We start from the raw sequence: 23,370 nt of genomic DNA on the forward strand, positions 1-23,370 counted from the left end.
CAATGAAACCCCGAGTGGTGCACCTTATCGGCGAAGGGGCCTTTCCACCCCCTTGTAATTCTCGCCGGCGGCCTCAATTAGCTGGAACACAACGGTATCGTTAATTATGGGGAACGAGATGTCAGGCACCCAAATCCTCCCGCCCGAAGCGATTCAACTGCCCCTGTTGCCTCTGCGCGACGTGGTCGTGTTTCCGCACATGGTGATTCCCCTTTTCGTGGGGCGTCCGAAATCGATCAAAGCGCTTGAAACCGCCATGGAAGGCGGCAAGCACATCATGCTGGTCGCCCAGAAAGCCGCGGCCAAGGACGAGCCCACGGCCAAGGATCTCTACGAGATCGGCTGCGTGGCCAACATCCTGCAAATGCTCAAGCTGCCGGACGGCACCGTGAAGGTGCTCGTCGAGGGCATCCAGCGTGCGCGCACGCTGAGCGTGGATGAAGAAGAAACCCAGTTCACGTCGGAAGTCATGCCGCTCGAACCGGATGACGGCAATTCGCCCGAATCCGAGGCGCTGCGCCGTGCCATCGTCGCGCAGTTCGACCAGTACGTGAAGCTCAACAAGAAGATCCCCCCGGAGATCCTGACCTCGCTGTCGGGCATCGACGAAGCGGGTCGTCTGGCTGACACCATCGCCGCGCATCTGCCGCTCAAGCTCGAGCAGAAGCAGAAGATCCTGGAGATGTTCCCGGTCATCGAACGGCTCGAGCATCTGCTCGCGCAGCTCGAGAGCGAGATCGACATCCTGCAGGTGGAAAAGCGCATCCGCGGCCGCGTGAAGCGCCAGATGGAAAAGAGCCAGCGCGAGTACTACCTGAACGAGCAGGTCAAGGCCATCCAGAAGGAACTCGGCGAAGGCGAGGAGGGCGCGGATCTCGAAGAACTCGAGAAGCGCATCAAGGCCGCGCACCTGCCCAAGGAAGCCAAGAAGAAGGCTGACGCGGAACTCAAGAAGCTCAAGCTGATGTCGCCGATGTCGGCCGAAGCCACGGTCGTGCGCAACTACATCGACACGCTGGTCGGACTGCCGTGGCGCAAGAAGAGCAAGGTGAACAACGACCTGTCGAACGCCGAGAAGGTGCTCGACGAAGACCACTTCGGTCTCGAGAAGGTCAAGGAACGTATCCTCGAGTATCTTGCCGTGCAGCAGCGCGTGGACAAGGTCAAGGCGCCGATCCTGTGCCTGGTCGGGCCCCCGGGCGTGGGCAAGACTTCGCTCGGCCAGTCGATCGCGCGTGCGACGAACCGCAAGTTCGTGCGCATGGCGTTGGGCGGCGTGCGTGACGAGGCCGAGATTCGCGGCCACCGTCGCACGTACATCGGGTCGATGCCGGGCAAGATCCTGCAGAGCCTGTCGAAAGTGGCCGTGCGCAACCCGCTGTTCCTGCTTGACGAAGTGGACAAGATGGGCATGGACTTCCGTGGCGACCCGAGCTCGGCGCTGCTCGAAGTGCTTGATCCGGAGCAGAACCACACGTTCTCGGACCACTACGTCGAAGTCGACTTCGATCTGTCGGACGTGATGTTCGTGGCGACGTCGAACTCGCTGAACATTCCGGCGCCGCTGCTCGATCGCATGGAAGTGATTCGCCTATCGGGCTACACGGAAGACGAGAAGGTCAACATCGCCCAGCGTTATCTGCTGCCGAAGCAGAAGAAGAACAACGGGCTGAAGGAAGGCGAAATCGAGCTCACGGAAGCCGCGATTCGCGACATCATCCGCTACTACACGCGCGAAGCCGGTGTGCGTTCGCTCGAGCGCGAGATCTCGAAGATCTGCCGCAAGGTCGTGAAGATGCTGTTGCTCAAGAAGGTCGAAGGCACGTCGATCAAGGTCGACGCCGGCAATCTCGACAACTTCCTGGGCGTGCGCAAGTTCGACTTCGGTCTGGCGATGAAGGAAAACCAGATCGGCCAGGTCACGGGGCTGGCGTGGACGGAAGTGGGCGGCGATCTGCTGACCATCGAAGCCGCGTTGATGCCGGGCAAGGGCAACATCATTCGCACGGGCTCGCTCGGCGACGTGATGAAGGAGTCGGTCGAGGCGGCCCGCTCGGTGGTACGCTCGCGTGCGCGCCGCCTGGGGGTGACGGATGACCAGTTCGAGAAGAAGGACATCCACATCCACGTGCCGGAAGGCGCGACGCCGAAGGACGGCCCGTCCGCCGGTATCGCGATGACGACGGCGCTCGTGTCGGTGCTCACCGGCATTCCGGTGCGTGCCGATGTCGCGATGACCGGCGAGATCACGCTGCGCGGCGAAGTGTTGCCGATCGGTGGTCTCAAGGAGAAGCTGCTGGCCGCGCATCGCGGCGGCATCAAGCTCGTGTTGATTCCGGAAGAGAACGTGAAGGATCTCGCAGAGATTCCCGACACGGTGAAGAACGCGCTGGAGATCGTGCCCGTGCGCTGGATCGACAAGGTGCTGGAGCTGGCGCTGGAGCATGCGCCGACGCCGCTGCCCGAAGAAGAGGCGAAGGCTGCACCGGTGACGCCGAGCGCGGACGCCGGCGGCAAGCAGGACGTCATCAAGCACTGACGGCGTCGCTTGCCGGGGAGGGGAGGCGGTGTTCGCCGCAGCTCCCGGCATCGGAAAAGTGTGAAAGGCGAAAAAAGCTCGGGGTTTTCCCCGGGCTTTTTTTATTCACGCAAAGTGCTCGAAAATAGCGGCCGGAAAGCGCAGGTTCAGGAGTGCTTCCGAAGCCGCCAAAATGGCGCAAAACGGCTTGACATAAGGGTTTTCGGCTTGTCTAATGGCAAAGCCAGCGGACCTCGCAGATCAATGTCAAGGCGCGCGAAGAGCGCCTCCGCGGCTCAATCGCCTACTATCCTTGCAAGGGGGTTACAGTGAATAAGACGGAACTGATCGATCATATCGCGAGTGAGGCAGATATCTCGAAGGCCGCCTCGGGTCGAGCACTTGATGCATTTGTAGCTGCAGTAAAGAAGGCGCTGAAGAAGGGTGACGATGTGACGCTGGTGGGCTTCGGCACGTTCTTCGTGAACAAGCGCGCAGCGCGCACCGGTCGCAACCCGCGCACCGGCGACGCGATCAAGATCAAGGCCGCAAAGGTTCCGAAATTTCGCCCTGGCAAAGATCTCAAAGATACTGTAAACTGATCGACTTTCCTGCTCCGGCGGGAAGTAGCAGCAAGAACAACACTAGAATCGGGAACGGGTGCTTAGCTCAGCTGGTAGAGCGGCGCCCTTACAAGGCGTAGGTCGGGGGTTCGAACCCCTCAGCACCCACCAGTTCCAGATCTTGGGGAGCGGTAGTTCAGTTGGTTAGAATACCGGCCTGTCACGCCGGGGGTCGCGGGTTCGAGCCCCGTCCGCTCCGCCAAATTGTGAAAAGGCGAACTTCGGTTCGCCTTTTTTGCCATATGACGTCCTAAGACGCCTCCAGACGACTCTTCCGATTTCGTATGTTCGACTTCATCCGACGCCATCAACGATTGGTCCTCATTTTCCTGACGGTGTTGATCGTGCCGTCGTTCGTGGTCTTCGGCGTTCACGGCTGGCAGGAGTACGCCTCGGATGCCGGCACGATTGCCAAGGTGGGCGATCAGACCGTGACGCGTCAGGAATACGACAGCGTGTTGCGTGCCCAGACCGAGCGCATGCAGCAGATGTTCGGCGGCGCGGTCGACGCCAGCCAGATCAATACGCCCGAAATGCGCACGGCTGTGCTGGACAACCTGATCCAGCAGAAGCTGCTCATGCGGGAAACCCTCAAGAAGAATCTGTCGGTGCCCGATGCCCAGGTACGCGAGGCGCTGCTCGCCATCCCGGCAATTGCGCAGATGCGCCGCCCGGACGGCTCGATCGACGAAGCCAAGTACGAGCAACTGCTTGCCGCGCAGAACCTCACGCCGCAACGTCTCGAAGCTCAGGTGCGTTTCGAGCTCGCTTCGAACCAACTGCCGGCGAGCGTGCAGGCTAGCGCAATGCTGCCGAAGACGGTGATCGATCGTTTCGCGCAGCTTCGCGCACAGGAGCGCGAAGTGTCGGCGCTGACGTTCCCGGCCGCCGAGTACGCAGGCAAGGTCGCGCCGACGGCGCAGCAGATTCAGGCCTACTACGACGCCCACAAGGCCGCCTTCCAGACGCCGGAGTCGGCCGAGATCCAGTACGTCGTGCTCGATCCGAAGGCAATGCCGGCCTCGGCGCAGAGTGCGGCGAGCGATGACGTGCTGCGCAAGATGTACAACGACAACCTCAAGCAGTACACCACGCCGGAGGAGCGCCGTGCGTCGCACATCCTGATCGCCTCGCCGTCCGATGCATCGCCGGCCGAGCATGCCAAGGCGAAGGCCAAGGCCGAGGCGCTGCTCGCACAGCTCAAGCAGCATCCGAACGATTTCGCCAAGCTCGCGACGGAGAACTCCGACGATCCGGGTTCGAAGGCCAACGGCGGCGACCTCGGTTATTTCCAGCGCGACGCCATGGTCAAGCCGTTCGCGGACGCCGCCTTCGCGCTCAAGAGCGAAGGCGAGGTGAGCGACGTCGTGAAGAGCGACTTCGGCTATCACATCATCAAGCTGACCGGCATCAAACCGGGGCAGACGAAATCGTTCGAGGAGGTCAAGCCGCAACTCGCCGAACAGTATCGCCAACAGGAGTCGGCCAAGGCTTACGCCAAACTCGCCGACCAGTTCACCAACGCCGTGTACGAACAGCCGGACAGCCTGCAACCGGTGGCCGACAAGCTGAACCTGAAGGTGCTCGCCGCGACGGTCACGCGCACGCCGGACCCCGCGCAGGCCAAGGGGCCGCTCGGCAACGAGAAACTGCTCAAGGCCGTGTTCGGCGACGAGTCGCTCAAGAACAAGCGCAACACCGAAGCGGTGGACGTCGGACAGGGCGTGCTGGTCTCGGCGCATGTCGTCAACTATCATCCGGCCGCGACGCCGCCGCTCACGCAGATCGAAGCGCAGGTCAAGGAGAAGGTGGCCACCGATCTGGCCGCGCAAGACGCGAAGAAGGCCGGCGAAGCGAAGCTCGATGCGCTGAAAAAGGGCGGCGATGCCGCATTCGGCCCCGCGCAGACGGTCTCGCGCGACAACCCGGGCAAGCTGCCGGCCGCCGCGCTCACCGCGATCTTCGGTGCCGACACGGCCAAGCTGCCGGCATACGTCGGCGTGGATCTCGGCGAAGGCCAGGGCTATGCGGTGTACCGCATCAGCAAGGTCTCGCAGCCCACGGTGCAAGACCCCCAACGGTTGGCCGCCGAAACGCAGCAGCTCAACCAACTGGCGGCGCAGGCTGAATGGAACGCCTGGCTCGGGGATCTGCGCGCGCGCTCGAAGGTCAAAGTGGTCAACGACGTGACCAAGCCGGGCGCCTGATTCAGCGAGGCTCGGTGCAATGAAAAACGCGGCTCCCGGGCCGCGTTTTTTCATGCGCCGGACTTCGGCGTAGGAGCGTCGATCGCTTTGGCCGCCGGCTTGCCGGCAGGCTTGAGCAGCGGTTTCACGGTTGGCCAGACGTTTTGCAGAATTTGCGGGTGCGCCTTCGCAAGCGGATGAATCTGGTCCTGCTGGAACCAGTCCGGATGCTCGGCCACGCCGGCCAGCAGGAACGGCACATAGCCCGTCTTTTCCTGTCGGGCGAGTGTGGCGTACATGTTGTAGAACTGCTCGCTGTAGTCGGGCCCGTAGTTGGGCGGAATGCGCATGCCGACGACGATGACACGGCTGCCCGCCTTGCGTGCGGCTTCGATCATCGCCCGGAGATTGGTGCGCGTGAGCTCGAGCGGAATACCGCGCAGCGCGTCGTTGCCGCCCAGCTCGAGGATGGTGATCGCAGGGCGATGCCGTTCGAGAAGCGGGGCGAGCCGTGAGCGCCCGCCGCTCGTGGTGTCGCCGCTGATGCTCGCGTTGACGACGTTATAATCGAAGCCGTTTTGCGTGATCGTCTGCTGCAGGAGGTTGACCCACCCGGCGCCGCGTGCAATGCCATACTCGGCCGAGAGGCTGTCGCCCACGACGAGAATCGTCGGCGCGCTCGAACTTGCCGCGTTCGCCACAGTCCCTGACAGCAGGCTCCAGCCCACGAGGGCCGTGGCGGCCAATTTCAAGAACTCTCTTCTTGCCATGTCGTTTTCCGAAAACGTAATTGAGGTGCGGGGGCTCGGCAAGCGCTTGCGCGACGCCACCGGCGAGCTCGTCATTTTGCAGGATATCGATTTTTCCGTCGCGAAAGGCCAGACGGTGGCCATCGTCGGCGCTTCCGGCTCCGGCAAGTCGACGTTGCTGGGCCTCATGGCCGGCCTCGACACCGCGACGGACGGCAGCGTGACGCTGCTGGGCAAGTCGCTCGGCGATCTCGATGAAGAGGGCCGCGCCGCCCTGCGCCGCGGCGCCGTGGGCTTCGTCTTTCAGTCGTTCCAGCTGATGCCGCACCTGACGGCGCTCGAAAACGTCATGCTGCCGCTCGAACTGCTCGGTGAGACACGCGAGGTCCGCAATCGTGCCGTGAAGTTGCTCGAACAGGTGGGGCTCGGCTCGCGACTTACGCACTACCCGAAGCAGCTCTCCGGCGGCGAGCAGCAGCGCGTGGCACTGGCGCGCGCGTTCGTGACCGAACCGGCCGTGCTCTTTGCCGACGAGCCCACCGGCAGCCTCGATACGGCGACCGGCGAACGCGTCATCGACCTGATGTTTTCTCTGAACGAGGCGAGCGGCGCGACGTTGGTTCTCGTCACGCACGACCTGGCCATTGCGCAGCGTTGCGACGCGACGGTGCAGCTCGCCGGCGGCCGGCTCGTCAACGGCGCCCACGTTTGATCGGGGCTGCGTCGCCGCACCGCAAAGCAAAGAAGGAGAGGGGAGATCAGCCCTTGCGCCGCCGGAGCGCCTCGCCCGCCAAGCGGATGAGCGAGGCGGTCGAAGCATCGTGAGCGCCGGGTCTGAGCGTGTCCGGATCGAGAAGCTCGGGCTCGATCGCGCGGCATAGTGTCTTGCCGAGTTCCACACCCCACTGGTCGAAGGGATTGATGTCCCAGACAGCGGCCTGCACGAAGATCTTGTGCTCGTAGAGTGCGATCAACGCGCCCAGACGCTCCGGCGTCAACTTGTCGATGACGATGGTGTTGCTCGGCCGGTTGCCGTCGAAGCGACGCTGTGCGCCGAGCGGGCTGCCAGCCTGTTCGCTCGTCGCCATCGAACCGCCCTGGAGCAGGGCTTCGCTTTGCGCGAAGCAGTTCGCCAACAGCTTGCGATGGTGTTCGAGATAGGCCGCACCTTCGTACTGCGGCTCCAGCACGGCGATGAAGTCGACCGGCACGAGCGTCGTGCCCTGGTGCAGCATCTGGAAATATGCATGCTGCCCGTTCGTACCCGGTTCGCCCCAGATGATCGGTGCGGTCTGCCACGCCACCGGCGTGCCGTCGATCTGTACGGACTTGCCGTTGCTCTCCATGTCCAGTTGCTGCAAATATGGCGGCAGCTTCTGGAGCGCGTCCGTGTACGGGGCGATGGACAGCGTTTGCGCATCGAAGAAATTGCGATACCAGATGCCCAGCAAACCGAGCAACACAGGCATGTTGGCTTCGAGCGGCGCGGTGCGGAAGTGTTCGTCCATCGCATGCGCGCCGGCGAGCAGGGCGTCGAAGTGCTGCGGGCCCAGATAGAGCATGATGATCAGCCCCACCGACGACCACAGCGAATAGCGCCCGCCCACCCATTCGCCGAATTCGAAGACATTCTCGCGGTCGATGCCAAAGCGCGTTGCCTCGTCGGCGTTCGTCGATACCGCGACGAAATGCTTGCCCAGCGCGCTCTCCGGGATGCCGTTGGCCAGGAACCAGGCGCGAATCGTGCGCGCGTTGGTCATGGTCTCGAGCGTGGTGAACGTCTTCGAGCACACGACGACGAGCGTGGTTTGCGGATCGAGCGTGGGCAGCGTGCGGGCGAGTTCGGTCGGATCGATGTTGGCGATGAAGTGCGCCGTGAGTTCCGCGCGTCCGTAGACGGCGAGCGCGTCGCAGACCATGCGCGGCCCCAGATCGGAGCCGCCGATGCCGACGTTGACCAGATGCCGGATGCGCTTGCCGGTGGCGCCAAGCCACCGGCCGTCGCGAACGCGCTCGCTGAAGGCGCGCATGCGCGCGAGCGTCTGATGCACGCCGGCGCTGACATCGCCGGCGGCGTCGCGAAACGCCGCGCCCTGCGGCGCGCGCAATGCCACGTGCAGCGCCGCGCGGTCCTCGGTGACGTTCACGTGTTCGCCGGCCCACATTGCGTCGCGCTTGGCGGGTACGTGGCATTCGCGCGCGAGATGCGCGAGCAAGGTGCGCGTCTTGTCGGTGATCCGGTTCTTCGAGTAGTCGAGATAGAGGCCGGCGGCATGCAGCGAGAACTGCTCGACGCGTGCATTCGCGCCGGCGCCGGCAAACCAGTCGCGCATGTGCTGCCCTGCGATTTCATCGCGATGCTCGAGCAATGCACGCCATGCGGCGAGTTGATCCAGACGAACGGAGGGCGCGGAAGGCTTGTACGACATGTGCGGTAAGGGCATTTCGATAAAGCGAAGTATAACGGGAGTCACGCGCGATCACGCCGAAATGACGCCGTCGCGCGGCCATGGCGCGTGCTTCGGCCGTGCTTTCGACAGTTCTGTGGCGCACTCATGTCGCGGTCCGGGTCGCACCGCGCGCGCCGCGCTCCGACAACGCCGCCAGTTCGGCGCGCATGGCCGGCAACAGTTCGGATGCCGTCAGTCCCGCGGGTCCTGCGCCTTCGGCGACGCAACGGTCCGCGGCCTTGCCGTGCAGCCAAACGCCGGCCAGCGCGGCGGTGTTTGCGGGCATGCCCTGCGCGAGCAATGCGCCGATGGCGCCGGTGAGCACGTCGCCCGTGCCGGCCGTCGCCAGCCCCGCATTGCCGGTGGTATTGATCCACGCGCCGGCACCATCGTCGACGATGCTGCCCGATCCCTTGAGTACGACGACCGCACCAAAACGCTTTGCCAGCGAGCGCGCGGCGCTCAGGCGGTCGGACTCGACGTCTGCGACGCTGCACCCGGCCAGTCTTGCCGCTTCGAGCGGATGCGGCGTGAGTATCGTAGGACCGGCGCGGCGGCGCACGCGCTCGGCAAGCGAGGCGTGCGCCGCGATGAGATTGAGGGCATCGGCGTCGATGACGAGCGGCGTCTGCTCGAGCGACAGCGCACGGGAAAGACATGCCGCCGAAGCCGCGGACGTGCCCAGCCCAGGGCCGACGCACACCGCCTGCATGGCTGCCAGATCGACGTCTTCTGCCGCACGCAGCATGAGCTCGGGATGGACGGGGTCCCATGCAGGTGCGTCGGGGGCGACGAAACCGACATAGACGCGCCCGGCGCCGGTCATCAGCCCGGCGCGCGCACACAGGAGCGGCGCACCGACCATGCCGGGGTGGCCGCCGAGCACCGCGAGCGAGCCGTAACTGCCCTTGTGCGAGGCGTGGCGGCGCAGCGGAAGGTCGGCGCCGAAGACGTCCGGCGCGCTCGTGGCAAGTGTCGCAAGTGTGGGGCGGGCGGTAGGGGTGGCAGGGGCGGCAGGGGCAGCCTCGAGCGCCTCCTCGGCGCCCAACGACGCGACGAGTACCATGCCCGCAACGTCGCGGCCCTTGCCGGTAAACAATCCCGGGCACGCGCCGAGCATGGCGATCGTGACATCGGCGTGAATGACCGCGCCGTCCGCCATGCCCGTGGCTGCGCCGAGCCCGCTCGGAATGTCGATCGCGAGAACCGGCGTGCCGTGCGCGTGGGCATAGGCGATGTTCCCGACGAGGGCCGCGGCAGCACCATCGAGCGGACGCGACAGGCCAATGCCGAACAGGCCGTCGACGATCCACGCATAGGTGGCCGGGTGCGGCCACACCGCCGGCGCCGGGCGGATCGGCACGCCCGCCGTCATGGCCTGCGCGTGGGCCCAGCGGGCGTCGTCCGTCGCGGGTGCGGCGCATTGCCAGACGTCGACCAGTACGCCGCGCCGATGCAGGTCATGCGCGGCGACGTAGGCGTCGCCACCGTTGTTTCCGGGGCCGGCGAGCAGCAGCACGGGCTGACGACCGGCGCTGGCCAGGACCGGCAGTCGTGCGTAGAGCCAGTCGGCGACGGCGGCGCCCGCGCGCGCCATGAGCGTGTGCGGCGGTAGTTTGGCCGCCGCGGCGCGCTCCACGTCGCGCAGCGTCGCCGGAAGATACAGCGCGAGCGACGTGCCAGGGTCGCAAACCGTTGCGGTGTGGGTGAGCGATGCGGGCTGCGTCAACGCGGGCGGACGCGCGAGCGGACTCGGATTGAGCGCGGCGGGAACATCGATGCGCAGTGGGTTCGGCATGACAGGCGGGGCTCCCGGAGAATGCGGCGCGATCGCCCGAAGGGACGACGGACGCCGATGGCGGGCTCGGCGCCATGCCGGAGGGCCGACGTCGCGAACCTGCGCCTCAACGCAGGCATTATGCCGCCAACCTCGTCATCTGCCTGCCGGTGGGAATCCCGACCTCGTGTCGGCAATGTCTGACGTGCGCGGCGGGGCGCACGAGGCGGCTGCGGCGCCGGGTGCTGACGCGCGGACCATCGACGTGCGCGGCCATCGCATTCGGCGGCACGATCCACACGATCGGGCATGCTTCACACGATCGGGCACGCTCCACACGATCCGGCACGATTCGGCACAATCAGCGCGACTGGCTGCGGATGGCGCAGTTTAGCGCAGTTTAGCGCGGTTTGGCGCGCCAGCGGGGCTCAGCGATCGCGGCGAGCGTGGCGATCGTAGCGGGCGAGCGTGAGCCCGTCGAGATCGATCTCGGGCGTCTGGCCGGAGATCACGTCGGCGAGAATGCGCCCCGACCCGCAGGCCATGGCCCAGCCGGTGGAGCCGTGGCCGAGGTTGAGGTAGATGCCCGGCAGGTGCGTCGGCCCGAGCAGCGGCGGGCCGTCCGGCAGCATCGGTCGCGCGCCCACCCAGGCGCGCGCCTCGCGGTACTTGCCGGCGCCCGGGAACCAGTCCGTCGCCACCTTGTAGAGCGTGGAGATGGCGCGCTCGCGCAGCACCAGTTCGGTGTCGCCGAGCTCGGCCGTCCCGGCAATGCGCAACCGGTTGCCCTGCGGCGTGATGGCGGTCTTGTACGACTCGTCCATGACGGCAATGCGAGGGCTGAACAATTCCGTCTTGACGGGCACCGTGATCGAGTAGCCCTTGATCGGCCAAAGCGGCACGTCGATGCCGAGCGGGCGAAGCAGGGCGGTGCTCGCCACGCCGGCCGCGATCACCACGGCGTCCGCTTCGAGCCTCGCCGTCTGGCCGGGCACGCCGCTTGCGGCCGTCTCGACGGTGACGCCCGCACGCCCCACGTTCGGGCGCACCGACAGCACGGTCGTCTCGGTGGCGAGCGTCACGCCGAGCTCACGCGAGATCTGGGCCAGGCGCTTGGTGAACAACGGGCAGTTGCCGGTCTCGTCGCGCGGCAGATGCAGCCCGCCCGCAAGCGGCGCGTCGTTGGAGATCGCGGGTTCGAGCTTGCGGCATTCGTCGGCGGTGAGCAGGCGGTGCGGGACTTCGTTCTCGGCCAGCATGGCGCGCGCCGGCTCGTTCAACTTGATCTCGCGCTCGGTGCGAAACAGTTGCAGATAGCCCTGCGTGTGCTCGTATTCGAAGACGTGGACGTCGCGCAGGTCGTGCAGGCAACGCTGGCTGTAGAACGCCAGGCGCTGCATGCGCTCGCGGTTGGCGCGATAGCGCTCGAGCTTGCACTCGCGCAGCCAGCGCGCGGCCCAGCGCCAGGTGCCGGCCGACAGGCCGGGGCGGAAGATGAGGGGGCTCGCGGCGCTGAACATATAGCCGAGCAGCTTGCGCGGCATGCCCGGCGCGGCCCAGGGAGTGACGTAGCCCGGCGCGATGACGCCCGCATTGCCGAAGCTGCTCTCCTGCGCGACCGTGCTGTTGCGCTCGACGAGCGTGACCGTGTGCCCCGCGGCGGCCAGATAGTAGGCGGTGCATGTGCCGATAACCCCGCCGCCGATAACGATGACCTTCATTCCCAACCGTCTGGTGTGTGGCGAACGCCCGCCCGTTCGCTTGTTAGTGTCGTTCTTGGTTGTGCGGCCCGGACCCGTGGGGCCTCGCGCCGGTGTTCCAGTGTGTGTCCATCGCGGGGCGCATAGGTTACCAGAGAGCGGCCCGGACCGGGCGGGTAGATGGCGGAATTCGGTCGCGCGCACTCGGGTATAGCCCAGGGTAAGCAGGGTATAATCCCGGTTTGTCGTTCCCCCGCGTTTTGAACGCCTCGCCTTCCGTCCTTCCATGACTCACATTGCCTGCTTCGCCGGCGCCTTGGCGCTTTCCGAATTCCGCCAGCAACGTCTTCTGCAGACCCTGCAAGCCATCGACAGTTCGATCGTGCGTATCGACGCCCGCTACGTACACCTCGTGGCCAGCGCCGAACCGCTGTCGAGCGAAGACGAGGCGCGCGTGGCCGGGCTGCTCACCTACGGTGAGCCGGTGCGTGAGGAGCCGGTGGGCGATCAGTTGCTGGTGATTCCGCGCCTGGGCACGATTTCGCCGTGGGCGAGCAAGGCGACCGACATCGCGCACAATTGCGGCATCGCCCACGTGCGTCGTATCGAGCGCGCCGTCGAATACACCATCGGTGTGAAGTCCGGCCTGCTCGGTGGCAAGAAGTCGCTCGCGGCCGACGTGCTGGCCCGCGTGGCCGACGTGCTGCATGACCGCATGACCGAGACGGTGGTCGCCACGCGCCGTGACGCCGAGGCGCTCTTCGTCGAGCTGCCCGCCAAGCCGCTGCAGACGGTCGACGTGATCGGCGCCGGTCGCGGCGCGCTCGAAGCGGCCAACCGCGATCTGGGCCTGGCGCTCGCCGACGACGAAATCGATTACCTGGTCGACGCGTTCACGACGCTCGAGCGCAATCCGACCGACGTGGAGCTGATGATGTTCGCGCAGGCGAACAGCGAACATTGCCGCCACAAGATCTTCAACGCACAGTGGACCATCGACGGCCAGCCGCAGGACAAGTCGCTGTTCCAGATGATCAAGAACACGCATCAGTTGCATCCGCAGGGCACGATCGTGGCCTATTCGGACAACGCTTCGGTGATGGAAGGCGCCGAAGTGGAGCGCTGGTATCCGCGCGGCGCCGACGGCAAGTACGACCGCAGCGTGGAACTCACGCATACGCTGATGAAGGTCGAGACGCACAATCACCCGACGGCGATTTCGCCGTTCCCGGGCGCGTCGACGGGCGCGGGCGGCGAAATTCGCGATGAAGGCGCCACGGGCCGCGGCTCCACGCCGAAGTCCGGCCTGACCGGTTTCACGGTGTCGAACCTGGCACTGCCCGACGCGCGTGAAGCCTGGGAGAACGATCTCGACGTGACGGTGCCGCCGTCGCTGCGCAAGCCCGACGACAAGGGTGCGGACTACGGCCGCCCGGACCGCATCGCCTCGCCGCTGCAGATCATGATCGACGGCCCGCTCGGCGGCGCCGCGTTCAACAACGAATTCGGCCGCCCGAACCTGGGCGGTTACTTCCGCGCTTACGAGCAGAACGTCGGCGGCCGTGTTCGCGGCTACCACAAGCCCATCATGATCGCGGGCGGCATGGGCAACATCGCGGCGCAGCACACTCACAAGCACGACCTGCCGGCCGGCACGCTGCTGATCCAGATCGGCGGCCCGGGCATGCGCATCGGCATGGGCGGCGGCGCCGCGAGCTCGATGGCGACCGGCACGAACACCGCCGAACTCGACTTCGATTCGGTGCAGCGCGGCAACCCGGAAATCGAGCGTCGCGCGCAGGAAGTCATCAACTGGTGCTGGCGCCAGGGCGAGGCCAACCCGATCCTGTCGATTCACGACGTGGGCGCGGGCGGTTTGTCGAACGCATTCCCGGAGTTGGTCGACGGTGCCGACAAGGGAGCCCGTTTCGATCTGCGTCAGGTGCAGCTCGAAGAGTCGGGCATGTCGCCGGCCGAAATCTGGAGCAACGAAGCGCAGGAGCGCTACGTGCTGGCTATCGCGCCGGACGACTTTCCGGCGTTCCAGGCCGTGTGCCAGCGTGAGCGCTGCCCGGTCGCGGTGGTCGGCGTGGCGACGCAGGAGCGGCAGCTCAAGCTCGTCGACCCGATGCACCCCGAGTCGCCGGACCCTGTCGACATGCCGATGGACGTGCTGCTCGGCAAGCCTCCGCGCATGCATCGCGACGTCAAGCGTGTCAAGGCGGCGCTGCCGCCGGTGGACGTGACGGGGCTCTCGCTCGACGAAGTGGCACGTGCCGTGCTGCGCCATCCGACGGTGGCGAGCAAGTCGTTTCTCATCACCATTGGCGACCGCACCGTAGGCGGCCTGACCGCGCGCGACCAGATGGTCGGTCCGTGGCAGGTGCCGGTGGCCGACTGCGCCATTTCGCTGATGGATTACGCGGGCTATCGCGGCGAAGCAATGACGATGGGCGAGCGCACGCCGCTGGCCGTCATCGACGCGCCGGCCTCGGGCCGCATGGCGGTTGGCGAAGCCATCACCAACATTGCGGCCGCCCCGATCGCGTCGCTCGACCGGATCAAGCTGTCGGCCAACTGGATGGCCGCATGCGGCACGGAAGGTGAGGACGCCGCGTTGTTCGACACGGTCAAGGCCGTCGGCATGGAGCTTTGTCCGGCGCTGGGCCTGTCGATTCCGGTCGGCAAGGATTCCCTGTCGATGCGCACCAAGTGGGAAGACGCCGGCCGCGCCAAGGACGTGGTCGCGCCGGTCTCGCTGATCGTCTCGGCGTTTGCCCCCGTCGAAGACGTGCGCGGCCATCTCACGCCGCAACTGCGCCCGGTCGCCGAGGTTGGCGAGACGGTGCTGATCGCGATCGATCTCGGCCGCAACAAGAACCGTTTGGGCGGCAGTATCCTCGCGCAGGTCACGCAGCAGATCGGCGACGTGGCGCCCGATCTCGACGATCCGGCGGACCTCCGGCGCTTCTTCGACGCCATCCAGGCGCTCAACCGCGCAGGCAAGCTGCTCGCCTATCACGATCGTTCGGACGGCGGCCTGTTCGCCACGGTGGCCGAGATGGCGTTTGCCGGCCATGTGGGCGTGTCGCTCAACGTCGACATGCTCACCCTCGACGAGGGTTTCGAGTCGGACTACGGCGACGCCAAGGACTGGGCGAAGCAGACGATCGGCCGCCGCGAGGACAAGACGCTGCGAGCGCTCTTCGCCGAGGAACTGGGCGGCGTGATCCAGGTGCGCGCCGCCGAGCGCGACGCGGTACTGCAAACGCTGCGCGAAGCCGGTCTGTCGGCCTGCACGAACGTGATCGGCAAGCCCAATACGAACGACGTCATTGAAATCTATCGCGACGCCAGGAAAATCTTCGGCGCGCCGCGCGCCGAGCTGCAGCGCGTGTGGTCCGAAGTGAGCTGGCGCATCGCACGCCTGCGCGACAACCCGGCTGCGGCTGACGCGGAATACGAAGCGCTCAACGATACGAGCGATCCGGGCCTGTCGCCGAAGCTCACGTTCGACCCCAACGAGGACATCGCCGCACCGTTCATTGCGACGGGCGTGCGCCCGAAGATCGCGATCCTGCGCGAGCAGGGCGTGAACTCGCATCTGGAGATGGCGTATGTGCTGGACAAGGCCGGCTTCGACACCTACGACGTGCACATGAGCGACCTGCTCGCGGGCCGCCACTCGCTCGAAGCGTTTAAGGGCTTCATCGCCTGCGGCGGTTTCTCTTACGGGGACACGCTCGGCGCCGGTGAAGGCTGGGCGAAGACGATTCTGTTCAATCCGGCGCTGGCCGAGCAGTTCGCCGGCTTCTTCAATCGTGCGGACACGTTTGCGCTGGGGGTCTGCAACGGTTGCCAGATGATGAGCAACCTGTCGAACCTGATTCCGGGCGCGGCGGCGTGGCCCAAGTTCACGTACAACCAGTCGAAGTACGAGGCGCGTCTCACGCAGGTGGAGGTGCTCGATTCGCCGTCGCTGTTCTTCAAGGACATGGCCGGCTCGCAACTGCCGATCGTCGTCGCGCACGGCGAAGGCTTCGCCAACTTCGGTCTGCAGGGCAACATCGATCAGGCGATCGCCGCGATGCGCTTCGTCGATCACCGCGGTCAGCCGACCGAGCAGTATCCGTTCAACCCGAACGGCTCGCCGCGCGGCCTCACGTCGGTGACGACTGCCGACGGTCGCTTCACGGTCATGATGCCGCACCCGGAGCGCGTGTTCCGCACGGTGCAGATGAGCTGGGCGCCGGCGCAGTGGGGCGAAGACAGCCCGTGGATGCGCATGTTCCGCAACGCGCGCCGCTGGGTGGCCTGACGTTGCGGTGGCGCATTGCCGATGGCGCGGCGCCGTAACACCATAACGTCATCGGGCCACGGCGCCATCACACCATCGCACCGTATCGCCGTATTGCCGTATTGCCGTATCGACCGCCTGTCCCGCGATGGGGCAGGCGTTTTTTGTTCACCGCCGGCCCTGCTGCCGTGAAGGAATAAAAAAACCCGCCGTGCGAACGGCGGGTTTTTCCGCAAAGGGCGTCGCGCGTCTACGCTTATTGAATCTTGGCCTTCTTCTCGAGGCCGTCGATGAAGCCTTGCAGCTTCTCTTCCTGCATCTGCTGCATGAGTTGCGGCTTGACGTCGGACAGCGGCGGAATCTGCGCGTCGCGCGTGTCGTCGAGCTCGATCACGTGATAGCCGAACTGCGTCTTGACCGGCGTCTGCGAGTACTGACCCTTTTGCAGCTTCTGCAGCGCGTCGGCGAACTCGGGCACGTAGGCATTGGCAGGCGACCAGTCGAGATCGCCGCCGTTCTGTGCCGAACCGGGGTCCTTCGAGTATTGCTTCGCAAGGTCGGCGAACTTCGCCCCGCCCTTGAGCTTGGCGATGATTTCCTTGGCCGTGTCTTCGCTCGGCACCAGGATGTGGCGCGCGTGATATTCCTTGTCGCCGAACTGCTTCTTCAGCTGGTCGTAGCGTGCCTGCACCTCGGCGTCGGTGATCGGCGAGCGCTTCTGGAAGTCGGCGATCAGCGCGCGAATGAGCACGCCTTGCTCGGCCAGCTTGAGTTGCGCCTTGACGTCGGCCTGTTTGGCCAGACCGTTGCTCACGGCCGCTTGCGTGAGAATTTCGCGCTTGACCAGCTCTTCGCGCACTTGCTGTTGCAGTTGCGCAGAGTTCGGCTGACCCTGGCGCACCATTTCGCGCACCATGGCGTCGGCGCGCGACACGGGCACCGGCGTACCGTTTACGACGGCAACGTTCTGGGCAAAAGCGGGGAGGGTAACGGCGGTCAGCGACACGGCGGCGCCGAGCGCCAGCGCCGTGCGGGCGAGTTTCAATGCCATGCTGTTTTTCCTAACGAATGACGAAGGCAAGATTAATCGACGGGGGACGCGTTTCACGCGGATCACGCTTCGCCCGGGGCGAGCGCGACGATGGCGAGGGCGTGGATGCCGTTCTGCATCAAATCGGCTAGCGCATCATACACCAGCCGGTGGCGCGCCACGCGGTTGCGTCCGGTAAATGCCGCGGAGACGATCCGCAGGTTGTAATGCCCGCCGGAAGCGGCGCCGGCATGGCCGGCGTGGCGGGCGCTGTCGTTCTCCAGTGAGAACTCGAGCGGGGCGAGCGCAGCGGTGAGCCGCGCCTGGATTTGCTCTTCGATGCTCATTGCCGTGGCTCCCCGGATTACTCGTCCTGCTTGATGTACTTCGCAAGCCACAGGCTTTGCACGACGATGAACACCACCATCAGCCCCATGCCGCCGAAAAGCTTGAAGTCGACCCAGGTGTCGGTCGAGAAGTGGTAGGCAATCACGAGGTTGAGCGCGCCCATTGCGAGGAAGAACAGCGCCCAGCTGAAGTTCACGGCGCGCCAGAGATTCTCGGGCAGAGCCATCTGCTTTTCCATCATCGCGCGAATGAGGTTCTTGTCGAAGACCAGTTCCGCCACGAACAGCGTCACGCCGAACAGCCAGTACAGCGCCGTCGGCTTCCACTTGATGAAGGTCTCGTCGTGCAGCAGCATGGTCGCGCCGCCGAACACCACGATGATGGCGAGGCTCACCCATTGCATGGGCTCGACCTTGCGGTGACGCAGCCACATCCAGATGACCTGCACGATCGTGGTGGCGATCGCGATGCCGGTAGCCACATAGATGCCGGCGAACTTGAAGGCGACGAAAAAGAGGATGACCGGTAGCAGGTCGAAAAGAAATTTCATGAAGTCTCGGCTAGGGCGCTTCAGGCTTGCTGCGTCGGCCGCATGCGGCCGGCCGCGGCGAGCCCTGATCGAGCGCGCTCGGACGCGCGTCGGCGCGATTGACGGAAAGCCGCATTATATTTCAAAGCCCCGCGTTCGCCGAAATGGGCGGCGCCGCAGAGACACGGTGCCGCGGATTCGGACGATTACCTGACGATCTCGATGCGCTTCACCTCGATGTCGTTGGGACGGAAACGGTGGCGGTCGACTTCGCCGGTGATCCGAACGCGCGTCCTGTCATTGATGACCTGGCCCGGCGGCAGATACTTGTCGTCGAGGTCGATCTCGATGGTCTTGCCGGCATCGTCGCGGAACGTGTAGTGCTCGTGCCGGAGTTTGTTGACGATGAATCCCTCGATCACCGCGGTGGCGTCGTCCGGTGCGGCGAGCGCCTGCTCGACCGTCACGGCATGAGGCATGGCGGCCGGCACGGCGATTGTGCCGCCCGCGGCGGCGGGCTGTGCCGACGGCCCCGTGTACTGGGCTTGCGCCTGGCCGACGAGAGCGCCGCTGCCGGCGATCAGCAGCGCGGCGGCGGCGAACGAACGAAGAGGGTCGGATTTCCCGGGCATGGATCGGCTCCTGTTTTGCGTTGAACACATACGCAGCTTAACAGCCGGAACTGCCGATTCTTGCAAGAATGCCCTGGTATTCGCGACATTTCACTGATCTGGCACAAGAAATGAGCGGATTCCAGGGCGGGGGGCCGAGGTGTGGCCGCCGAGTGGCCGCCGAGTGGCCGCCAAGTGGCCGTCAGGCGGCCGCATTGGTCACGATTGGGGTGGGCGGGCCTGGTTCAGGCGTCCCCTGGCTTGTCGGACGCGCCGTCCCTGTCCTCGAAGTTGAGCGACGCCGAGTTGATGCAGTAACGCAGGCCGGTGGGTTGCGGACCGTCTTCGAACACGTGGCCCAGATGAGCGTCGCAGTTGTGGCAGCGCACTTCCACGCGCACCATGCCGTGGCTGTAGTCCATCACCTCGTCGATGCTCGCCTTGTCGATCGGCTTCGAATAGCTCGGCCAGCCACAACCCGCGTCGAACTTCTCGGTGGACTCGAACAGCGGCGCGCCGCAGCACACGCAGCGATACGTGCCGTCCTTCCAGTGGTCCCAGTATCGGCCGGTGAAGGCGCGTTCGGTGGCGGCGTGGCGGGTGACCTGGTACTCGACGTCGTCGAGTTGGGCGCGCCAGTCGGCATCGGATTTTTCCACTTTGCTCATGAGAGTCTCCTGATGGGCGCCGGCATGTGGGTGGCCGACGCGCGTCGAATGTCTTTCGGACCTGTCGCAGATGGGGGCGCGGCGCCGTTTTTGCAATGCCCGGCCGGTCTTCCGCGCCGGCCGCTCAGGACGAGCAGCTCACTTCGAGCTGTCCGGCCCAGTCGGGCGGCAGATCGGCGTAGCGCTCGAATTCCGGCTGCTCGTCGTAAGGGCGCGAGAGCACGCGAAGGAGCGTGTCGACTTCGGAGAAATCTTTCTCGCGGGCCTGCCGGATGGCGATCTCGGCCAGATGGTTGCGCAGCACGTATTTCGGATTGACCAGGCGCATGGCCACCGCGCGCTTCGCGTCGGTGCTGCCTTCGTGCCGCAGGCGCGCCCGATAGTTCGCCGCCCATGCATCGAAGCCCTCGCGGTCGATGAACATGTCGCGAATGCGCGCATCCGCTGCGGGGTTCTCGAGCTCCAGCGCTGCCAGCGTCCGAAACAGGCGCGTGAAGTCGACCCGCCCCTCGTGCATCAACCGGAACAAGCCGTTGATGAGCGTCTCGTCGTCGGCGTGCGACTCGCGCAAGCCGAGCTTGGCGCGCATGCGCAGGTCGATCTCTTCGGCAAAGCGCGTCTTGAAGAGCGGCAACACCGACTGCGCCTTCTCGATGGCGGCCTCGCCCTCGCCGAAGAGCGGCAGCAGCGCCTGCGCGAGACAGAACAGGTTCCAGTACGCCACGTTCGGCTGTGCCTGGTACGCATAGCGTCCCTGCGTATCCGAGTGGTTGCAGACGTGATGCGCGTTGAATCCGTCGAGGAAGCCGAACGGGCCGTAGTCGATCGTAAGACCCAGGATCGACATGTTGTCCGTGTTCATGACGCCGTGGCAGAAGCCCACGGCCTGCCAATGCGCCACCAGCTCGGCCGTCGCATCGCATACTTCGCCAAGCAGCGCCAGGTATGGGTTTGCCTGGTCGCGGCAGTGCGGATAGTGGTGATCGATGGTGAAGTCGGCAAGCTGGCGCAACGCGTCGTGCCGATCGTTGGCCCAGAAATGCTCGAAATGCCCGAAGCGGATGAAGCTCGGCGACAGGCGCGTGACGACGGCGGCCGTCTCGATCGTCTCGCGGCGTACCGGCGCGTCGGAGCCGATCACGCACAGTGCGCGCGTGGTCGGCACGCCGAGATGGAACATCGCCTCGGAGCCCAGAAATTCGCGGATCGACGAGCGCAGCACGGCGCGTCCGTCGCCCATGCGCGAATAGGGCGTGAGCCCGCTGCCCTTGAGCTGGATCTCCCAGCGCCCGCCCGGGCCGTCGGCCTCGCCGAGCAGCAGCGCGCGGCCGTCGCCGAGCTGGCCGGCCCATACGCCGAACTGATGGCCCGAATAGACGCTCGCGAGCGGATCGCCGCCCGGCAGCGGGGTGTTGCCCGCAAACGTCGCGACGAACCGGGGGTCGCGCGCGGCGTCGGGGGACCACCCGAGCAGGCGCGCGGCGTCGGCAGAGAACCCGACCAGGTAGGGGTCGGGCAGCGGCTGCGGGGAGAGTCGCGTGTAGAACTCGGCGCCGAGCCCGGCAAACCGGTTCGCGAGCGGCAGCGGTCCGAAGGGCTTGAGCGAAGGGGACACAGCGTCGGGGCGGTCAGATGCCGGCATTGGGGACGTTCCTGAGGGTGAACAAACATTCTACTTGAGGTGTCCGTAGTGCGCTGCCGGTGCTGCCGGCTCGCCTATGATGACAGCGCATCTCGCCGCGGGCGCTTCGCTCGCGCGACTGTTGCGCCGCACAAGCGATGGGCGTTGACCCGGCGCCCGCCCGCGTCAAGAATGATCCGCAGGCCGCATGGACGCCGCCGAAGGTGCCCCGCCCGCGCGAGACCCGGGTCCGATGCACGCGTGAGTCCATGTTGGCCGACGCCATCCGTTTTCGATAGTCGTTCTCGATAGCCTGTCTCGATAGCCGTTTTCGACGTATCCCCGTAGTTCCGGTATTCCCGACTTTTCTGGAGATTCGACGCATGGCAACACCGCTCCTCGGTCAGATGATGGCCGCGCCGCTATCGATTTCCTCGCTGATCACGCACGCTGCCCGTCACCATGGCGACACGGAAATCGTGTCGCGCCGCGTCGAGGGCGACATCCACCGCTACACATGGCGCGACGCGGAACTGCGCGCCCGCCGGCTCGCGCAGGCGCTGCGCCGGCTGGGCGTGGGCGACGGCGAGCGGGTGGGCACGCTGGCGTGGAACGGGTATCGCCATCTCGAGCTGTATTACGCCGTGTCCGGCATGGGCAGCGTGGTGCACACGATCAACCCGCGGCTGTTTCCCGAGCAGATCGCGTACATCGTCAACCACGCGGAAGACAGGTTCGTCGCGTTCGACATCAACTTTCTGCCGCTTGTCGAGACGATCGCACCGCAGTGCCCGACGGTGCAGGGCTGGATTGCGATGACCGACCGGGCGCATCTGCCGGATTCGACGCTGCGCCTGCTGTGCTATGACGACCTGCTCGCCGCGGAAGACGGCGAGTTCGCCTGGCCGTCGCTCGACGAGAACACGGCCTCGGGCCTGTGCTACACCTCGGGCACGACAGGCAACCCCAAGGGCGTGCTCTACAGCCATCGCTCGACGGTGCTGCACGCGTTTGGCGCGTCGTTGCCCGACGCCATGGCGATGTCCGCGCGCGACGCCGTGCTGCCGGTCGTGCCGATGTTTCACGTCAATGCGTGGGGGCTGCCGTATTCGAGCGCGCTGGTCGGCGCCAAGCTTGTTTTCCCCGGCAAGGATCTTGACGGGAAGTCGCTCTACGAATTGTTCGAAGCGGAAGGCGTGACGTTTTCCGCCGGCGTGCCGACGGTGTGGCTCGGCTTGCTGGCGCATGTCAAGTCGATCGGGGCTCGCTTTTCCACGCTCGAGCGCACCGTGATCGGCGGCTCGGCGTGCCCGCCCGCCATGCTGCAGACCTTCGAGAAGGACTACGGCGTGCGCGTCATCCATGCCTGGGGCATGAGCGAGATGTCGCCGCTCGGCACGCTGTGCCATCTGCGCAAGCATCATCGCGATCTGCCGCCCGAGGCGCAGCAGCGCATCCTGGAGAAGCAGGGCACTGCCATCTATGGCGTCGATCTGAAGATCGTCGGGCCCGACGCCGAGGAACTGCCGTGGGACGGCAAGGCATTCGGGGATCTGTATGCCCGCGGACCGTGGGTGATCGACCGCTATTTCCGCACGGCGGCGTCGCCGCTGGTGGACGGCTGGTTCCCCACGGGCGACGTGGCCACGATCGACCCGGAGGGTTACGTGCAGATCACCGACCGCAGCAAGGACGTGATCAAGTCCGGCGGCGAGTGGATCAGCTCGATCGACGTCGAGAACATCGCCATGGCGCATCCCGAGATTCACGAAGCGGCCTGCATAGCCATCCGGCATCCGAAGTGGGAAGAGCGGCCGCTGCTTGTCGTCGTGCGCAAACCCGGTTCGTCGCTCACGCGCGAAGCGGTGCTCGCGTTCTACGAGGGGCGAGTGGTGAAGTGGTGGATCCCCGACGACGTGGTTTTCGTCGAGGAGATTCCGCACACTGCAACGGGCAAGATGCTCAAGCTCAAGCTGCGCGAACGGTTCCGCGATTATCAGGTGCCGTCCTGAATGCGGCGCATGGTGGGCGCTGGAGTGGCGGGGGGACGGTGGGGCGGCTGACCGATCGGGCGCTCGGAATCGTCCGACGCGACGAGCGCGTCGGTCCGAAATACAGCAACGGCGCGGTTTCGCGGGTCGTTCCGGTCGAGTTCGCAATCGAGTTCGCGGTTGATTTCGCGGTCGATTCCGATCGCACGCGCCCCTTATAATGTCACGCTGGATTTCCCCGGACGCGGCGGTTCGCGCCGCGTCTTTCCCTG

The 23,370-nt window shown here is 65.7% G+C and carries 16 protein-coding genes and 2 tRNA genes; 8 read left to right on the plus strand and 10 right to left on the minus strand.

What is annotated here, in order from left to right:
• The first annotated feature begins 118 nt into the window (after positions 1-118).
• The 5 genes from lon to PNO31109_RS03495 all read left to right on the plus strand — a co-directional run bounded on the left by lon (position 119) and on the right by PNO31109_RS03495 (position 5,348).
• Positions 119-2,539, plus strand: coding sequence for an endopeptidase La (gene lon / locus PNO31109_RS03475; RefSeq protein WP_150554261.1), 2,421 nt, complete (start codon positions 119-121; stop codon positions 2,537-2,539).
• Between the two features lie 278 nt (positions 2,540-2,817).
• Positions 2,818-3,120, plus strand: coding sequence for an HU family DNA-binding protein (locus PNO31109_RS03480; protein WP_477642103.1), 303 nt, complete (start codon positions 2,818-2,820; stop codon positions 3,118-3,120).
• A 56-nt stretch (positions 3,121-3,176) separates the two neighbouring features.
• Positions 3,177-3,252: transfer RNA gene (locus tag PNO31109_RS03485), tRNA-Val, on the plus strand.
• Between the two features lie 14 nt (positions 3,253-3,266).
• Positions 3,267-3,343 (plus strand) — tRNA-Asp (locus PNO31109_RS03490).
• A gap of 82 nt (positions 3,344-3,425) precedes the next feature.
• A complete protein-coding gene (locus tag PNO31109_RS03495) occupies positions 3,426-5,348 on the plus strand; it encodes a SurA N-terminal domain-containing protein (protein ID WP_150554263.1) in 1,923 nt (640 codons plus the stop codon).
• 50 nt (positions 5,349-5,398) lie between these two features.
• Here PNO31109_RS03495 and PNO31109_RS03500 read toward each other — a convergent pair whose 3' ends face one another.
• The gene (locus PNO31109_RS03500) at positions 5,399-6,097 is read right to left on the minus strand and encodes an arylesterase (RefSeq protein ID WP_150554264.1); all 699 of its coding nucleotides are present in this window, start codon (positions 6,095-6,097) and stop codon (positions 5,399-5,401) included.
• Here PNO31109_RS03500 and PNO31109_RS03505 point away from each other — a divergent pair.
• Positions 6,096-6,788, plus strand: coding sequence for an ABC transporter ATP-binding protein (locus PNO31109_RS03505; RefSeq protein WP_150554265.1), 693 nt, complete (start codon positions 6,096-6,098; stop codon positions 6,786-6,788). The genes PNO31109_RS03500 and PNO31109_RS03505 overlap by 2 nt on opposite strands.
• A gap of 46 nt (positions 6,789-6,834) precedes the next feature.
• On the opposite strand, the gene pgi is transcribed toward PNO31109_RS03505, so the two are convergent.
• From pgi to PNO31109_RS03520, 3 genes are all read right to left on the minus strand, one after another.
• Positions 6,835-8,505 carry a glucose-6-phosphate isomerase gene (gene pgi / locus PNO31109_RS03510; protein ID WP_150554266.1) on the minus strand — a complete coding sequence of 557 codons (1,671 nt, stop codon included), beginning with the start codon at positions 8,503-8,505 and terminating at the stop codon, positions 6,835-6,837.
• A 124-nt stretch (positions 8,506-8,629) separates the two neighbouring features.
• Positions 8,630-10,324 (minus strand): NAD(P)H-hydrate dehydratase, encoded by a 1,695-nt coding sequence (locus tag PNO31109_RS03515; RefSeq protein ID WP_150554267.1) that lies wholly within the window; start codon positions 10,322-10,324, stop codon positions 8,630-8,632.
• Between the two features lie 407 nt (positions 10,325-10,731).
• Positions 10,732-12,030, minus strand: a complete 1,299-nt coding sequence (locus tag PNO31109_RS03520; protein ID WP_338119335.1) for a D-amino acid dehydrogenase — start codon at positions 12,028-12,030, stop codon at positions 10,732-10,734.
• A 259-nt stretch (positions 12,031-12,289) separates the two neighbouring features.
• On the opposite strand from PNO31109_RS03520, the gene purL reads away from it, so the two are divergent.
• A complete protein-coding gene (purL, locus tag PNO31109_RS03525; protein ID WP_150554269.1) occupies positions 12,290-16,321 on the plus strand; it encodes a phosphoribosylformylglycinamidine synthase in 4,032 nt (1,343 codons plus the stop codon).
• Positions 16,322-16,556: 235 nt separating this feature from the next.
• On the opposite strand, the gene PNO31109_RS03530 is transcribed toward purL, so the two are convergent.
• The 6 genes from PNO31109_RS03530 to PNO31109_RS03555 all read right to left on the minus strand — a co-directional run bounded on the left by PNO31109_RS03530 (position 16,557) and on the right by PNO31109_RS03555 (position 21,128).
• A complete protein-coding gene (locus PNO31109_RS03530; RefSeq protein ID WP_150554270.1) occupies positions 16,557-17,351 on the minus strand; it encodes a peptidylprolyl isomerase in 795 nt (264 codons plus the stop codon).
• Between the two features lie 62 nt (positions 17,352-17,413).
• Positions 17,414-17,677, minus strand: coding sequence for a BolA family protein (locus PNO31109_RS03535; RefSeq protein WP_150554271.1), 264 nt, complete (start codon positions 17,675-17,677; stop codon positions 17,414-17,416).
• A gap of 17 nt (positions 17,678-17,694) precedes the next feature.
• Positions 17,695-18,228, minus strand: coding sequence for a septation protein A (locus PNO31109_RS03540; RefSeq protein WP_150554272.1), 534 nt, complete (start codon positions 18,226-18,228; stop codon positions 17,695-17,697).
• 185 nt (positions 18,229-18,413) lie between these two features.
• Positions 18,414-18,839, minus strand: coding sequence for a YgiW/YdeI family stress tolerance OB fold protein (locus PNO31109_RS03545; RefSeq protein ID WP_174966261.1), 426 nt, complete (start codon positions 18,837-18,839; stop codon positions 18,414-18,416).
• A gap of 224 nt (positions 18,840-19,063) precedes the next feature.
• Positions 19,064-19,486 (minus strand): peptide-methionine (R)-S-oxide reductase MsrB, encoded by a 423-nt coding sequence (gene msrB, locus PNO31109_RS03550; protein WP_150554274.1) that lies wholly within the window; start codon positions 19,484-19,486, stop codon positions 19,064-19,066.
• Between the two features lie 124 nt (positions 19,487-19,610).
• Positions 19,611-21,128 carry a protein adenylyltransferase SelO gene (locus tag PNO31109_RS03555; protein ID WP_150554275.1) on the minus strand — a complete coding sequence of 506 codons (1,518 nt, stop codon included), beginning with the start codon at positions 21,126-21,128 and terminating at the stop codon, positions 19,611-19,613.
• Between the two features lie 362 nt (positions 21,129-21,490).
• Here PNO31109_RS03555 and PNO31109_RS03560 point away from each other — a divergent pair, with 362 nt between their 5' ends.
• Positions 21,491-23,119 carry a 3-(methylthio)propionyl-CoA ligase gene (locus tag PNO31109_RS03560; protein ID WP_150554276.1) on the plus strand — a complete coding sequence of 543 codons (1,629 nt, stop codon included), beginning with the start codon at positions 21,491-21,493 and terminating at the stop codon, positions 23,117-23,119.
• Positions 23,120-23,370 lie beyond the last annotated feature (251 nt).

This window comes from Pandoraea nosoerga (assembly GCF_902459585.1).
Classification (GTDB): domain Bacteria; phylum Pseudomonadota; class Gammaproteobacteria; order Burkholderiales; family Burkholderiaceae; genus Pandoraea; species Pandoraea nosoerga.

Bases quoted from the DNA above. Each gene is read 5' to 3' on its own strand.
- PNO31109_RS03540 (WP_150554272.1), bottom strand. From the start codon at position 18,228: ATGAAATTTCTTTTCGACCTGCTACCGGTCATCCTCTTTTTCGTCGCC.
- PNO31109_RS03545 (WP_174966261.1), bottom strand. From the start codon at position 18,839: ATGCCCGGGAAATCCGACCCTCTTCGTTCGTTCGCCGCCGCCGCGCTG.
- PNO31109_RS03560 (WP_150554276.1), top strand. From the start codon at position 21,491: ATGGCAACACCGCTCCTCGGTCAGATGATGGCCGCGCCGCTATCGATT.
- lon (WP_150554261.1), top strand. From the start codon at position 119: ATGTCAGGCACCCAAATCCTCCCGCCCGAAGCGATTCAACTGCCCCTG.
- PNO31109_RS03500 (WP_150554264.1), bottom strand. From the start codon at position 6,097: ATGGCAAGAAGAGAGTTCTTGAAATTGGCCGCCACGGCCCTCGTGGGC.
- purL (WP_150554269.1), top strand. From the start codon at position 12,290: ATGACTCACATTGCCTGCTTCGCCGGCGCCTTGGCGCTTTCCGAATTC.
- pgi (WP_150554266.1), bottom strand. From the start codon at position 8,505: ATGTCGTACAAGCCTTCCGCGCCCTCCGTTCGTCTGGATCAACTCGCC.
- PNO31109_RS03535 (WP_150554271.1), bottom strand. From the start codon at position 17,677: ATGAGCATCGAAGAGCAAATCCAGGCGCGGCTCACCGCTGCGCTCGCC.
- PNO31109_RS03495 (WP_150554263.1), top strand. From the start codon at position 3,426: ATGTTCGACTTCATCCGACGCCATCAACGATTGGTCCTCATTTTCCTG.
- PNO31109_RS03555 (WP_150554275.1), bottom strand. From the start codon at position 21,128: ATGCCGGCATCTGACCGCCCCGACGCTGTGTCCCCTTCGCTCAAGCCC.
- PNO31109_RS03515 (WP_150554267.1), bottom strand. From the start codon at position 10,324: ATGCCGAACCCACTGCGCATCGATGTTCCCGCCGCGCTCAATCCGAGT.
- PNO31109_RS03505 (WP_150554265.1), top strand. From the start codon at position 6,096: ATGTCGTTTTCCGAAAACGTAATTGAGGTGCGGGGGCTCGGCAAGCGC.
- msrB (WP_150554274.1), bottom strand. From the start codon at position 19,486: ATGAGCAAAGTGGAAAAATCCGATGCCGACTGGCGCGCCCAACTCGAC.
- PNO31109_RS03530 (WP_150554270.1), bottom strand. From the start codon at position 17,351: ATGGCATTGAAACTCGCCCGCACGGCGCTGGCGCTCGGCGCCGCCGTG.